15 protein-coding genes are annotated in these 11,928 nt (G+C 55.0%); 12 read left to right on the forward strand and 3 right to left on the reverse strand.

Annotated elements, in window-relative coordinates; translation table 11 throughout:
* Positions 1–95: 95 nt before the first annotated feature.
* Entirely contained in the window at positions 96–701 is a 606-nt protein-coding gene (locus AC2TE5_RS17640) for an ankyrin repeat domain-containing protein (protein ID WP_213328608.1), read from the reverse strand.
* Positions 702–1,021: 320 nt separating this feature from the next.
* Here AC2TE5_RS17640 and AC2TE5_RS17645 point away from each other — a divergent pair, with 320 nt between their 5' ends.
* The 4 genes from AC2TE5_RS17645 to AC2TE5_RS17660 all read left to right on the forward strand — a co-directional run bounded on the left by AC2TE5_RS17645 (position 1,022) and on the right by AC2TE5_RS17660 (position 3,087).
* Complete coding sequence (locus AC2TE5_RS17645) at positions 1,022–1,960, forward strand: LysR substrate-binding domain-containing protein (protein WP_213328609.1); 939 nt, start codon at positions 1,022–1,024, stop codon at positions 1,958–1,960.
* A gap of 37 nt (positions 1,961–1,997) precedes the next feature.
* A complete protein-coding gene (locus AC2TE5_RS17650) occupies positions 1,998–2,297 on the forward strand; it encodes an ArsR/SmtB family transcription factor (RefSeq protein WP_063144167.1) in 300 nt (99 codons plus the stop codon).
* A gap of 9 nt (positions 2,298–2,306) precedes the next feature.
* A complete protein-coding gene (locus tag AC2TE5_RS17655; protein WP_484612103.1) occupies positions 2,307–2,828 on the forward strand; it encodes a rhodanese family protein in 522 nt (173 codons plus the stop codon).
* Positions 2,829–2,907: 79 nt separating this feature from the next.
* Positions 2,908–3,087, forward strand: a complete 180-nt coding sequence (locus tag AC2TE5_RS17660; RefSeq protein WP_121424487.1) for a YodC family protein — start codon at positions 2,908–2,910, stop codon at positions 3,085–3,087.
* A gap of 38 nt (positions 3,088–3,125) precedes the next feature.
* Here the strand turns inward: AC2TE5_RS17660 and stpA are convergent, their stop codons facing one another.
* Positions 3,126–3,530, reverse strand: a complete 405-nt coding sequence (gene stpA / locus AC2TE5_RS17665) for a DNA-binding protein StpA (protein WP_213328611.1) — start codon at positions 3,528–3,530, stop codon at positions 3,126–3,128.
* A 494-nt stretch (positions 3,531–4,024) separates the two neighbouring features.
* On the opposite strand from stpA, the gene alaE reads away from it, so the two are divergent.
* Positions 4,025–4,474 carry an L-alanine exporter AlaE gene (gene alaE / locus AC2TE5_RS17670; protein ID WP_121424489.1) on the forward strand — a complete coding sequence of 150 codons (450 nt, stop codon included), beginning with the start codon at positions 4,025–4,027 and terminating at the stop codon, positions 4,472–4,474.
* A gap of 32 nt (positions 4,475–4,506) precedes the next feature.
* Here alaE and AC2TE5_RS17675 read toward each other — a convergent pair whose 3' ends face one another.
* Entirely contained in the window at positions 4,507–4,851 is a 345-nt protein-coding gene (locus AC2TE5_RS17675; protein WP_023333165.1) for a DUF2002 family protein, read from the reverse strand.
* Between the two features lie 160 nt (positions 4,852–5,011).
* Between AC2TE5_RS17675 and AC2TE5_RS17680 the strand changes: the two genes are divergently transcribed.
* The 7 genes from AC2TE5_RS17680 to proW all read left to right on the forward strand — a co-directional run bounded on the left by AC2TE5_RS17680 (position 5,012) and on the right by proW (position 11,919).
* Positions 5,012–5,338, forward strand: a complete 327-nt coding sequence (locus AC2TE5_RS17680; protein WP_023333166.1) for an ElaB/YgaM/YqjD family protein — start codon at positions 5,012–5,014, stop codon at positions 5,336–5,338.
* A 251-nt stretch (positions 5,339–5,589) separates the two neighbouring features.
* Positions 5,590–5,829, forward strand: a complete 240-nt coding sequence (nrdH, locus tag AC2TE5_RS17685; protein ID WP_213328614.1) for a glutaredoxin-like protein NrdH — start codon at positions 5,590–5,592, stop codon at positions 5,827–5,829.
* A complete protein-coding gene (nrdI, locus tag AC2TE5_RS17690; RefSeq protein ID WP_214539112.1) occupies positions 5,826–6,236 on the forward strand; it encodes a class Ib ribonucleoside-diphosphate reductase assembly flavoprotein NrdI in 411 nt (136 codons plus the stop codon). Before nrdH ends, nrdI begins: the two co-directional genes overlap by 4 nt.
* Positions 6,209–8,353 carry a class 1b ribonucleoside-diphosphate reductase subunit alpha gene (nrdE, locus tag AC2TE5_RS17695; RefSeq protein ID WP_213328616.1) on the forward strand — a complete coding sequence of 715 codons (2,145 nt, stop codon included), beginning with the start codon at positions 6,209–6,211 and terminating at the stop codon, positions 8,351–8,353. The genes nrdI and nrdE overlap by 28 nt, the downstream gene beginning before the upstream one ends.
* Before the next feature lie 9 nt (positions 8,354–8,362).
* Positions 8,363–9,322, forward strand: a complete 960-nt coding sequence (nrdF, locus tag AC2TE5_RS17700; protein ID WP_213328617.1) for a class 1b ribonucleoside-diphosphate reductase subunit beta — start codon at positions 8,363–8,365, stop codon at positions 9,320–9,322.
* A 331-nt stretch (positions 9,323–9,653) separates the two neighbouring features.
* Entirely contained in the window at positions 9,654–10,865 is a 1,212-nt protein-coding gene (gene proV, locus AC2TE5_RS17705) for a glycine betaine/L-proline ABC transporter ATP-binding protein ProV (RefSeq protein ID WP_484612104.1), read from the forward strand.
* Entirely contained in the window at positions 10,849–11,919 is a 1,071-nt protein-coding gene (proW, locus tag AC2TE5_RS17710) for a glycine betaine/L-proline ABC transporter permease ProW (protein WP_159514766.1), read from the forward strand. Before proV ends, proW begins: the two co-directional genes overlap by 17 nt.
* Positions 11,920–11,928: the final 9 nt, after the last annotated feature.

Consider the following 11,928-nt stretch of genomic DNA (forward strand, 5'->3'; position numbering starts at 1 on the left):
ATGCGGATAAAAGGGGGCCGCCGTCGTGCAAAATGCACGTCGGTAAAAAATACTTTTTGAATTAACGGCCAGACGGAAAAGGCTGGCCGAATACGTTATGCGCCCGCCGCCAGCAGCAGGTTTGCTATCGCATCGAAGCCTTTTTCCCTCGCCAGTTCGAGCGGAGTTTTGCCGTATTTGTCGGTCATGTGCGGGTTTGCGCCGTGATCCAGAAGCAGCTTGACGATCTCCTGCTGCTTCGCGCCGCCGTCGTTGAGCACGATCGCTTCCAGCAGCGGCGTCCAGCCGACAAAGTTGGTGTGGTTGACGTTGATATCGGTTTTTTCCAGCAGCTCGCGCACGATCTCCACGTGCCCTTTTTCACTGGCTGGCGTAATGCCCACGCCGCCAAAACGCGTCAGGCGGTCGAGATCCGGATTTGCCGGAAGGACAATGCGCAGCAGAGTGATATCGTTGGTCAGGCAGCTAATCAGGAAGGGGTTAAAGCAGGTCTGATCCTGTTTATCAATATCCGCCCCGGCGGCAATTAATAACTCCACGCAGGCATAATTTTTTTTCAGGCTGGCAATAATAACGGCGGTTCTTTTCTGTCGATTGGTGGCGTTAATATCCACGCCTTTTTCCAGGCAGGCTTTTAGCGCATCGCTATTGCCCTCTTCTGCCGCCAGCAGAAATTCAGTAACGAGTTCGTTCGCAGACATATTCAGACTCCCGATGTTTTTATTTCTGTTGACCTGAGAATAGCAACAGCCTGGTCATAAAAGAATCCGCTTAAAAATGATTCATCGACAGTCAATTCATTGTTGAGTTAAATTCAACAAACCGGTCAAAACGTGCGTCTGTGCAATCTTTTTCTTATGTTTCCCCACGTTTTAGCGCTCGAGACTGCATTATGCTTATGTCTGACGAAGCCTTACTGCATGCGGCTTTCGGCAAATAGTCAGAACTGTGATCGGCTTCAAATGTGTTGTAACAACGCTGTTAAAATATGTTCAAAACTGATGGCTGAAGGGAGTGAGATATGAATTCCATCTTTACCGAAGAGAACCTGCTGGCCTTTACTACCGCCGCACGCTTCGGCAGCTTCAGCAAAGCCGCCGCCGAGCTGGGCGTGACGACCTCCGCCATCAGTTACACCATTAAGCGCATGGAGACAGGGCTGGACGTGGTGCTGTTTGTCCGCAGCACGCGCAGCATTGAGCTGACCGAGTCCGGGTTTTACTTTTACCGTAAGGCCACCGACCTGCTAAACGACTTCCACGCCATCAAGCGCGGGATAGATACCATTTCGCAGGGCATCGAGGCGCGGGTGCGCATCTGTATTAATCAGCTTTTATACACGCCGCGCCACACCGCCAGGCTGCTGCAGGTGCTGAAAAAACAGTTCCCGACCTGTCAGATCACCGTGACCACCGAGGTGTACAACGGCGTCTGGGACTCCATCATCAACAACCAGGCCAATATCGCGATTGGCGCGCCGGACACGCTGCTCGACGGCGGCGGGATTGATTACACCGAGATCGGCGCCATCCGCTGGGTCTTTGCCATCGCGCCGGAACACCCGCTGGCGTTCACCCCGGAGCCGATAGCGGAAAGCCAGCTGCGCCTGTATCCCAACATCATGGTAGAAGATACCGCGCACACCATTAACAAAAAGGTCGGCTGGCTGCTGCACGGTCAGGAGGCCATTCTGGTGCCGGACTTTAACACCAAATGTCAGTGTCAGATCCTGGGCGAAGGGATAGGTTTTTTACCGGAATATATGACCCGGGAGGCGGTAGATGCGGGGCTGCTGGTTACCCGACGTATTAATAACCCGCGTCAGGACTCGCGTATGCTGCTCGCCACACAGCATGCCGCAACCGGCCAGGTCACGCGGTGGATCAAACAGCAGTTTGGCCCTGCGGGGGCGCTGACCCACATCTATAGCGATCTCCTCTGGCGCGAGGCCACAAATTAGTTTAGCATTTACTTAATTAAGTAATTGCTAAACTATCATGACCGAACTTGAACAGCTTCAGGCCAGCGCCGGGCAGGCCGCCACACTCTTAAAAGCGATGAGCAACCCGCGTCGTCTGCTGATCCTCTGCACCCTGTGCGGAGCGCCCGGCACCAGCGCGGGGGAACTGGCGCGAGCCACGGGGCTAAGTCCCTCCGCTACGTCGCAGCATCTGGCGCGCATGCGTGAGGAAGGGCTTATCGACAGCACCCGCGACGCGCAGCGCATTCTCTATTTCATTAAAAACGATGCGGTACATCAGCTGATCAGCACCCTGAAAACCCTTTATTGCCCGTAAGGAGCCGCCATGTCTCTTCCTCTTCTTTCCCCGCGCCAGGCCAGTGCCCGCGTCGCTGAAGGCGCAAAACTGATTGATATTCGTGATGCCGATGAGTACGCCCGCGAGCATATTCCCGCCGCGCGCTCCGTGCCGCTGGATACCTTACCCGGCGGACTTAACGCGCAGGCGGGTGATACGGTGATTTTTCACTGCCAGTCCGGCGCCCGGACGTCGGGGAATGTCGACCGCCTTGCTCAGGCCGCCGCGCCCGCACAGGCCTTTGTGGTCGAGGGGGGCATTCAGGGCTGGAAGCAGGCCGGGCTGCCGACCGTCGAGGACAAATCCCAGCCGCTGCCGCTGATGCGTCAGGTGCAAATTGCCGCCGGGCTGCTGATACTCTGTGGCGTAGTGCTGGGCTATAGCGTCTCCAGCAGCTTTTTCCTGCTCAGCGGTTTTGTCGGAGCCGGGCTGTTGTTCGCCGGTGTGACGGGCTTTTGCGGCATGGCGCGACTGCTCAAGGTGATGCCCTGGAACCGGCGTACCTCATAAGCAGTAATCGGTGAAATACGCTGTACCCGGCGTCATGCGTGGGCTAAGGTGAAGATCGCTAAAACGATGAGGAGGTAATATGTTTTCTGTCGGTGATTATGTGCAACCGCGTAAAGGCGGCCCGAAGCTGAAAGTGCTCGAAGTGAACGGTGACAGCATTGTGGCGGTCCAGGCCAGCAATGAGCAAGGCGAGAAATATACCCTGAAAGCTGCCGAACTGGCGCCGTATACCGAAGAAGGCGATTTCGGCGTCTGCTGAACAGCCAGCCGGGCGGCGTGTTCCGCCCGGCTAACCTGTTAGATCAGAAAATCATCCAGTGATTTACCGTTTGCCAGCGCGCTGGCAATAGGCTTCGGCGTGCGGCCCTGGCCGGTCCACGTTTTCTCTTCACCGTTCTGGTCAATAAAACGATATTTTGCTTCACGCGGCTTGCGCTTTTTCGCGGGCTTACCCGCCTGCACCCGTTCAGAGCCCAGCAGGTCAGTCGGTGAAATACCATCGGCTTTCATCAGCTCCAGCAGGGCATTAATTTTTTCCTGCTGCTCGGCACGCTGATGCTCTAATTCCGCCAGCTCACTCCGTTTCTCTTCAGTAACGACCCTGACCTTTTCCAGCGTTTCCTCAAGAACGTCCAGGGTTAATTCACGCGCCATGGCGCGCAGAGTTCGGATATTATTAAGATTCTGTAACGTCAAAGACATATTATTTGAAAACCTTCTCTTTAGGGTAAATAGATAAATCGTCGACAGAATAATTCATTTCCATAGAAATATCTACCCGCGAGGCGGTCCGGCCAGTCGTGTAAATATCTTTAAATATCACCGTTAATATTATCTTATGACGCAGATGGGATACGCACAGATTCAATCACCACATCAATATAAATGGTCAACTTTAATCCAAATTTCAGCATCCTACGCTACACGCAACAGGAGCAAATCCCATCTCGACACCATTAACATCAACCATCTGATTTACATGAAAAAATTATCAAGCGAGACAGATTATAACGAACCGAACAAAAAACAATCAACTTTAGAGAATTTTGTGGACAAAAGGCGATTAAATAAAAATTAATCACTAGTTGTTAGTTCAAACATAGAGATATACGCTATACATGTCAAACAAACCAACCTAAAGCACTAATCGCTTCGGGAAAATCGTTTCTTTTGTGTTCTTCTCAAGGAGTTCAGACATGTTCTCACCGCAATCACGCCTTCGCCATGCCGTGGCGGATACTTTCGCGATGGTTGTCTACTGTTCCGTTGTGAACATGCTGATCGAAATATTCCTCTCCGGAATGTCCTTCGAGCAGTCACTTTCCTCTCGTCTGGTGGCGATCCCGGTCAATATTATTATTGCATGGCCTTACGGGTTATACCGCGATGCGGTAATGCGCTTCGCGCGTCGTATCAGCCCCGCAGGCTGGGCGAAAAACCTGGCGGACGTTCTGGCGTATGTGACGTTCCAGTCGCCGGTTTACGTGGCCATTCTGCTGACGGTGGGCGCAGACTGGCACCAGATCGCAGCGGCCGTCAGTTCGAATATTGTGATTTCAATGCTGATGGGTGCGGTATACGGCTATTTCCTCGACTACTGCCGCCGCTTGTTTAAGGTCAGCCAGTACAGCCAGGCAAAAGCGTGATGTGAAGCGACTGGCGAAAGCCAGTCGCGAATTTACTGTACGTCGCCAAACAGTCCCTTCAAAAACCGCTCCAGCGCCATGCGTGAGCTGAAGCCATGCGGAATACCATAATGCTCATGCCGTTCGCCGCCTAAATAGAGCGGAAATTGCTGATAATGATCGCAGGTTTTAATATCCGAGGCAGGCTCAGCAAATGACAGACTTCTGTCTTTCAGCGTCGGGTGAATAATGAGAGCGGTACGTCCCATTCTTGCTTCGCGATTAACGTAAACATAATTCTCGCCACGGCGATATCCATACGCTTTTGATGTCACCTCATCCATGGTGAATCCCTCTTTTTCAAGAACGCGCGCCACCTCATCAGGTCGTAAATACATATCTCTTCCTCGTTATCTTTTCCTGCCCGGCCACCTTACAGTATTCAGCATTAGCAGGGCTTTCAGAATAATCCATAAACTGCCGGATAACGCGTGATGCGCTTCAGATATTAAATTTCTGAACTAAACTGAACGGGAACACAAAATTACGGAGGATCGTATGTTTAACAGACCGAACCGAAACGATATTAATGACGACGCTCAGGATATTCGTAATGATGTCAGCCAATTAGCGGATACGCTGGAAGAGGTGCTGAAATCCTGGGGAACTGACGCGAAGGACGAAGCGGATGCCGCAAAACGTAAGGCTCAGTCTCTGCTCCGTGAAACCCGCGCGCGCTTGAACGGGCGTACGCGAACGACCCAGGCTGCCTGCGATGCGGTCAGCTGCGCAACGACCTTCGTGCGCGAAAAACCGCTCTGCACGCTGGGCACGGTCGCGGCCGTCGGGATCTTCGTGGGTGCCCTGCTCAGCCTGCGTAAATAACCCCCTCGCGCACGTTTCTCAGCCCCGGTGGCCAATGGCTGCCGGGCTTTTCTTTGCCTTCTCGCCTGAAAAACCCGCATAGCCTGCCCTGCCCCGCTGTGCTCATCATAGGGGCAACATTAATCTAAATTTCCCATATCTTGTATGGTTGAAACTTAAGACAACTACATCTAGTATTCCTTTTAGCAAGACACACACAACCTGACGCGACGATTCGCGCCGCACCCTCATTTTAAATGGAAATACGAATCATGAGCATTATTATTTACACTCGTAACGATTGTGTTCAGTGCCACGCCACAAAACGGGCAATGGAAAGCCGTGGCGTAGCGTTTGAGATGGTGAATATTGACCAGGTCCCCGAGGCCGCAGATACCCTGCGCAAGCAGGGTTTTCGTCAGCTTCCGGTGGTAATCGCCGGGGAGACAAGCTGGTCCGGCTTCCGCCCGGACATGATTAACCGCCTGACCGCGCAGGCCGCCAGGGCATGAGTGGGCTGGTTTTCTTCTCCAGCAGCTCGGAAAACACGCTCCGCTTTATCGAGCGCGTCGGGCTGCATGCGGTGCGTATTCCGCTCAACGAGCGGGAGCGGATCCGGGTAGAGGAACCGTACATTCTGGTGGTGCCCAGCTATGGCGGCGGCGGCACGGCGGGGGCCGTTCCCCGTCAGGTGATCCGCTTTCTCAACGATCCTCATAACCGCGGGCTAATCCGCGGCGTTATCGCGGCGGGGAATCGCAATTTCGGCGATGCCTTTGGCCGCGCCGGGGATGTCATCTCTCAAAAATGCGGCGTGCCGTATCTCTATCGTTTTGAGCTGATGGGGACACAGCAGGACGTCGAAAACGTGCGTAAAGGAGTGAACGAATTTTGGCAACGACAACCGCAGAACGGGTGATTCAGGCGACACCGGATTACCACGCATTAAACGCCATGCTTAACCTCTACGATCGGGAGGGGCGCATCCAGTTCGATAAAGACAGTGAGGCGGTGGATGCCTTTTTTGCCGCCCACGTGCGGCCCAACAGCGTGACGTTTGCAAGCCAGAATGAACGTCTCGACTATCTGATTAAAGAAGGCTACTACGAAGAACGCGTGCTGACCCGCTACGACCGCGCCTTTGTGGTGACGCTGTTTGAACGCGCTCACGCCAGCGGCTTTCGTTTCCAGACGTTTCTCGGCGCGTGGAAGTACTACACCAGCTATACCCTCAAGACCTTTGACGGCAAGCGCTACTTAGAGAGCTTTGAAGATCGCACCGTGATGGTGGCCCTGACGCTGGCGCAGGGTGATGAAGCGCTGGCGGAGCAGCTAACCGAGGAGATCCTCTCCGGACGCTTCCAGCCCGCCACGCCGACCTTTCTCAACTGCGGCAAAGCCCAGCGCGGCGAGCTGGTTTCCTGCTTCCTGCTGCGTATCGAAGACAATATGGAGTCGATTGGCCGCGCGGTGAACTCTGCGCTGCAGCTTTCCAAACGCGGTGGCGGCGTGGCGTTTCTGCTCTCAAACCTGCGTGAAGCGGGCGCGCCGATAAAGCGCATCGAAAACCAGTCCTCCGGCGTGATCCCGGTGATGAAGATGCTGGAGGATGCGTTTTCGTATGCTAACCAGCTTGGCGCACGCCAGGGCGCGGGGGCGGTTTACCTGCACGCGCACCACCCGGACATTCTGCGTTTTCTCGATACCAAGCGCGAAAACGCCGACGAAAAAATCCGCATCAAAACCCTGTCGCTCGGCGTGGTGATCCCGGACATCACCTTTAAGCTGGCCAGGGAGAATGCCGACATGGCGCTCTTCTCGCCGTACGATATTGAGCGTATTTATGGCAAAGCGTTTGGCGATGTGGCCATCAGCGAGCTGTACAACGAGCTGGTGGCCGACGATCGCATTCGCAAAAAAACCATCAACGCCCGCGAGTTCTTCCAGCGGCTTGCGGAGATCCAGTTTGAGTCCGGCTATCCGTACATCATGTATGAAGATACGGTGAACCGCGCGAACCCGATTGCCGGGCGCATCAATATGAGCAACCTGTGCTCGGAGATTTTGCAGGTCAACAGCGCGTCAGCCTACGACGAGAACCTGGACTACGCGGACATCGGCAAGGATATCTCCTGCAACCTCGGGTCGCTGAATATTGCCCACACCATGGATTCCCCCGACTTTGGCCGCACGGTGGAGACCGCCATTCGCGGGCTAACGGCGGTGTCGGACATGAGCCATATCCGCAGCGTGCCGTCTATTGAAGCGGGTAACGCCGCGTCGCACGCCATCGGGCTGGGGCAGATGAACCTGCACGGCTATCTGGCGCGGGAAGGCATCGCCTACGGCAGTCCGGAAGGGCTGGATTTCACCAACCTCTATTTCTACACCATTACCTGGCACGCGCTGCACACCTCGATGATGCTGGCGCGCGAGCGCAACCAGCGCTTCGCGGGCTTTGAGCAGTCCCGCTACGCCAGCGGGGCGTATTTCAGCCAGTATCTGGAAGGCGACTGGCAGCCGAAAACCGAAAAAGTGCGCGCACTGTTTGCCCGCGCGGGGATTACCCTGCCGACGCACGAGATGTGGCAGCAGCTGCGTGACGACGTGATGCGCTACGGCATTTATAACCAGAACCTGCAGGCCGTACCGCCGACCGGATCGATTTCCTACATCAACCACGCCACGTCGAGCATTCACCCGATCGTGTCGAAAATTGAAATTCGTAAGGAAGGCAAAACCGGGCGCGTTTACTACCCTGCCCCGTTTATGACCAATGAGAACCTGGCGCTCTATCAGGATGCGTATGAGATAGGCCCGGAAAAAATCATCGATACCTACGCGGAGGCGACGAAACATGTGGATCAGGGGCTGTCGCTGACGCTGTTCTTCCCGGACACCGCCACCACGCGGGATATCAACAGAGCGCAGATCTACGCCTGGAAGAAAGGCATCAAAACGCTGTACTACATTCGCCTGCGCCAGCTTGCGCTGGAAGGCACCGAAATCGAAGGCTGCGTGTCCTGCGCGCTGTAAGGAGAAAGGATGAAACTGTCACGCGTGAGTGCCGTTAACTGGAACAAAATCCAGGACGACAAAGACCTGGAGGTGTGGAACCGTCTGACCAGCAACTTCTGGCTGCCGGAAAAGGTCCCGCTCTCCAACGATATTCCGGCCTGGCAAACGCTCGGCCACGCCGAACAGCAGCTGACGATCCGCGTCTTTACCGGCCTGACGCTGCTGGACACCATTCAAAATACCGTCGGTGCGCCCGCTCTGATGAGCGACGCGCTAACGCCGCACGAAGAGGCGGTGATGTCGAACATCAGCTTTATGGAGGCGGTGCATGCCCGCTCCTACAGCTCGATTTTCTCTACCCTGTGTCAGACCAAAGACGTGGACGCGGCCTACACCTGGAGCGAAGAGAGCGAGTCACTACAGAGAAAGGCGGAGCTGGTGCTGGCGTATTACCGGGCCGACGAGCCGCTGAAGAAGAAGATCGCCAGCGTGTTCCTGGAATCCTTCCTCTTCTATTCCGGCTTCTGGCTGCCCATGTACTGGTCGAGCCGGGGCAAGCTCACCAACACCGCCGATTTGATTCGGCTCATCATTCGTGATGAAGCGGTGCACGGGTATTACATCGGCTATAAGTACCAGAAAGGGCTGGAGAAAGTCAGCGAGGCAAAGCGCGAGGAGCTTAAAGGCTTTGCGCTCGATTTGCTGATGGATCTGTACGACAACGAGCTGAGCTATACCGAAGAACTCTACGCCGGCACCGGCTGGGAGGACGACGTGAAGGCCTTCCTCTGCTACAACGCCAACAAGGCGCTGATGAACCTGGGTTACGACGCGCTGTTCCCGCCGGAGATGGCGGAGGTGAACCCGGCTATTCTGGCCGCGCTGTCGCCCAATGCTGACGAAAACCACGATTTCTTCTCGGGATCGGGCTCATCGTATGTGATGGGCAAAGCAGTGGAAACCGAGGATGAAGACTGGGATTTTTAATGAACGCTAACGTTCGTTAATTTAATATAAACCCAACAATTCCCTCTCTAATATTTACAAAACAACTACACTGTAATTTCCGCGTCATATTCGCCTGAATCATTCCGATTCAGGCGAAATTTCCCGATGCAGCAGCAAAAAATCGAGAAAAATTCAAACCGCCCTCAGCCCTTTATTCATGGGAAATTCAGCCGTTTCGCTTGCGTCAAAATTCCGCCCTCAGCTCGATGCAGGGTTGTCTCAGATTCTCAGTATGTTAGGGTTATGCCCGTTAACAATTTACCATGGTAATCATATCGGCATAAACAAATAACAGGACACTCTCTATTGCATGGCAATTAAATTAGAAGTGAAAAATCTTTATAAAGTATTTGGCGAGCACCCGCAGCGCGCATTCAAATATATTGAGAAAGGCCTTACGAAAGAGCAAATTCTGGAAAAAACCGGGCTATCGCTTGGCGTTAAAGACGCCAGTCTGGCCATTGAAGAAGGCGAGATTTTTGTCATCATGGGATTATCCGGTTCGGGTAAATCCACTATGGTTCGCCTTCTCAATCGCCTGATTGAACCCACCCGCGGACAGGTACTGATTGACGGCGTCGATATCGCCAGAATATCAGACGCAGAGCTTCGCGAGGTGCGCAGAAAGAAGATCGCAATGGTGTTCCAGTCATTCGCGCTGATGCCGCACATGACGGTGCTGGATAATACCGCCTTCGGTATGGAATTAGCCGGCACGCCCGCTCAGGAACGTCAGGAAAAAGCCCTTGATGCACTGCGTCAGGTCGGGCTGGAAAATTATGCGCATGGGTACCCGGATGAACTTTCCGGCGGTATGCGCCAGCGCGTGGGATTAGCCCGTGCATTAGCCATTAATCCAGACATATTATTAATGGATGAAGCCTTCTCCGCCCTCGATCCGTTAATTCGCACCGAGATGCAGGATGAGCTGGTAAAATTACAGGCTAAACATCAGCGCACTATTGTCTTTATTTCCCACGATCTGGATGAAGCCATGCGTATTGGCGACCGTATTGCCATTATGCAAAACGGTGAAGTGGTGCAGGTCGGCACGCCGGATGAAATTCTCAATAATCCGGCGAACGATTATGTCCGCACCTTCTTCCGCGGCGTGGATATTAGCCAGGTCTTTAGCGCCAAAGATATTGCCCGTCGAGCGCCAAACGGCATTATCCGTAAAACGCCAGGCTTTGGCCCGCGCTCGGCGCTTAAGCTGCTGCAGGACGAAGACCGTGAATACGGTTATCTGGTTGAACGCGGCAATAAATTTGTTGGCATTGTCTCCATCGACTCCCTGAAAACGGCTCTCACTGAGAACCAGGGAATCGATGCGGCGTTAATTGACGCTCCGCTTGCCGTGGACGCCGAAACGCCGCTCAGCGAGCTGCTCTCTCACGTGGGCCAGGCGCCGTGCGCCGTACCGGTCGTCGGTGAGGAACAACAGTACGTCGGCATCATCTCAAAACGGATGCTGCTGCAGGCTTTAGATCGCGAGGGGGCAAACAATGACCGATCAATCTAACCCGTGGGGTACCACTGAGGCAGCGGACAGCGCTGCGCAATCCGCCGACGCGTGGGGTTCCACGCCCGCTCCTGCCGATGGCGGCGGCGCGGCAGACTGGCTGAACAGCGCACCCGCGCCTGCGCCAGAACACTTCAACATCATGGATCCGTTCCACAAAACGCTGATCCCGCTGGACAGCTGGGTTACAGAGGGGATCGACTGGGTGGTCACGCACTTCCGTCCGGTCTTCCAGGGGATCCGCGTCCCGGTGGATTACATCCTGAACGGCTTCCAGCAGCTGATGCTGGGCATGCCGGCACCGGTGGCGATTATCCTGTTCTCCCTGATCGCCTGGCAGTTCGGTAGCGCAGGGATGGGGATCGCTACGCTGATTTCGCTGATTGCCATTGGCGCGATTGGCGCGTGGTCGCAGGCGATGATCACCCTGGCGCTGGTGCTGACCGCCCTGCTCTTTTGCATTGTCATCGGCTTACCGATGGGGATCTGGCTGGCGCGCAGCCCGCGGGCGGCGAAGATTATTCGCCCGCTGCTGGATGCGATGCAGACCACCCCGGCGTTCGTCTATCTGGTGCCTATCGTGATGCTGTTCGGCATCGGTAACGTGCCGGGGGTGGTGGTGACCATTATCTTCGCCCTGCCGCCGATTATTCGTCTGACCATTCTGGGGATCAACCAGGTGCCTGCTGACCTGATCGAAGCGTCACGTTCGTTTGGTGCCAGTCCGCGTCAGATGCTGTTTAAAGTTCAGCTCCCGCTGGCGATGCCGACCATCATGGCGGGCGTTAACCAGACGCTGATGCTGGCCCTGTCGATGGTGGTGATCGCCTCGATGATCGCCGTTGGCGGTCTGGGTCAGATGGTGCTGCGCGGCATTGGCCGTCTCGACATGGGGCTGGCCACCGTCGGCGGCGTCGGAATTGTGATCCTCGCCATTATTCTTGACCGCCTGACCCAGGCCGTCGGTCGTGATTCACGCAGTCGCGGCAACCGTCGCTGGTATACCACCGGCCCTGTCGGGTTACTCACCCGCCCTTTCACCAAATCAAAATAAGGAACAACG

The sequence above is a fragment of the Enterobacter sp. N5-15 genome, from assembly GCF_057221635.1.

What these genes read in the sequence shown, in the direction of transcription:
- proV (WP_484612104.1), top strand. Translation starts at nt 9,654, where the DNA reads ATGGCAATTAAATTAGAAGTGAAAAATCTTTATAAAGTATTTGGCGAG.
- nrdF (WP_213328617.1), top strand. Translation starts at nt 8,363, where the DNA reads ATGAAACTGTCACGCGTGAGTGCCGTTAACTGGAACAAAATCCAGGAC.
- alaE (WP_121424489.1), top strand. Translation starts at nt 4,025, where the DNA reads ATGTTCTCACCGCAATCACGCCTTCGCCATGCCGTGGCGGATACTTTC.
- proW (WP_159514766.1), top strand. Translation starts at nt 10,849, where the DNA reads ATGACCGATCAATCTAACCCGTGGGGTACCACTGAGGCAGCGGACAGC.
- AC2TE5_RS17650 (WP_063144167.1), top strand. Translation starts at nt 1,998, where the DNA reads ATGACCGAACTTGAACAGCTTCAGGCCAGCGCCGGGCAGGCCGCCACA.
- AC2TE5_RS17680 (WP_023333166.1), top strand. Translation starts at nt 5,012, where the DNA reads ATGTTTAACAGACCGAACCGAAACGATATTAATGACGACGCTCAGGAT.
- AC2TE5_RS17660 (WP_121424487.1), top strand. Translation starts at nt 2,908, where the DNA reads ATGTTTTCTGTCGGTGATTATGTGCAACCGCGTAAAGGCGGCCCGAAG.
- AC2TE5_RS17640 (WP_213328608.1), bottom strand. Translation starts at nt 701, where the DNA reads ATGTCTGCGAACGAACTCGTTACTGAATTTCTGCTGGCGGCAGAAGAG.
- AC2TE5_RS17645 (WP_213328609.1), top strand. Translation starts at nt 1,022, where the DNA reads ATGAATTCCATCTTTACCGAAGAGAACCTGCTGGCCTTTACTACCGCC.
- stpA (WP_213328611.1), bottom strand. Translation starts at nt 3,530, where the DNA reads ATGTCTTTGACGTTACAGAATCTTAATAATATCCGAACTCTGCGCGCC.
- AC2TE5_RS17675 (WP_023333165.1), bottom strand. Translation starts at nt 4,851, where the DNA reads ATGTATTTACGACCTGATGAGGTGGCGCGCGTTCTTGAAAAAGAGGGA.
- nrdI (WP_214539112.1), top strand. Translation starts at nt 5,826, where the DNA reads ATGAGTGGGCTGGTTTTCTTCTCCAGCAGCTCGGAAAACACGCTCCGC.
- AC2TE5_RS17655 (WP_484612103.1), top strand. Translation starts at nt 2,307, where the DNA reads ATGTCTCTTCCTCTTCTTTCCCCGCGCCAGGCCAGTGCCCGCGTCGCT.
- nrdH (WP_213328614.1), top strand. Translation starts at nt 5,590, where the DNA reads ATGAGCATTATTATTTACACTCGTAACGATTGTGTTCAGTGCCACGCC.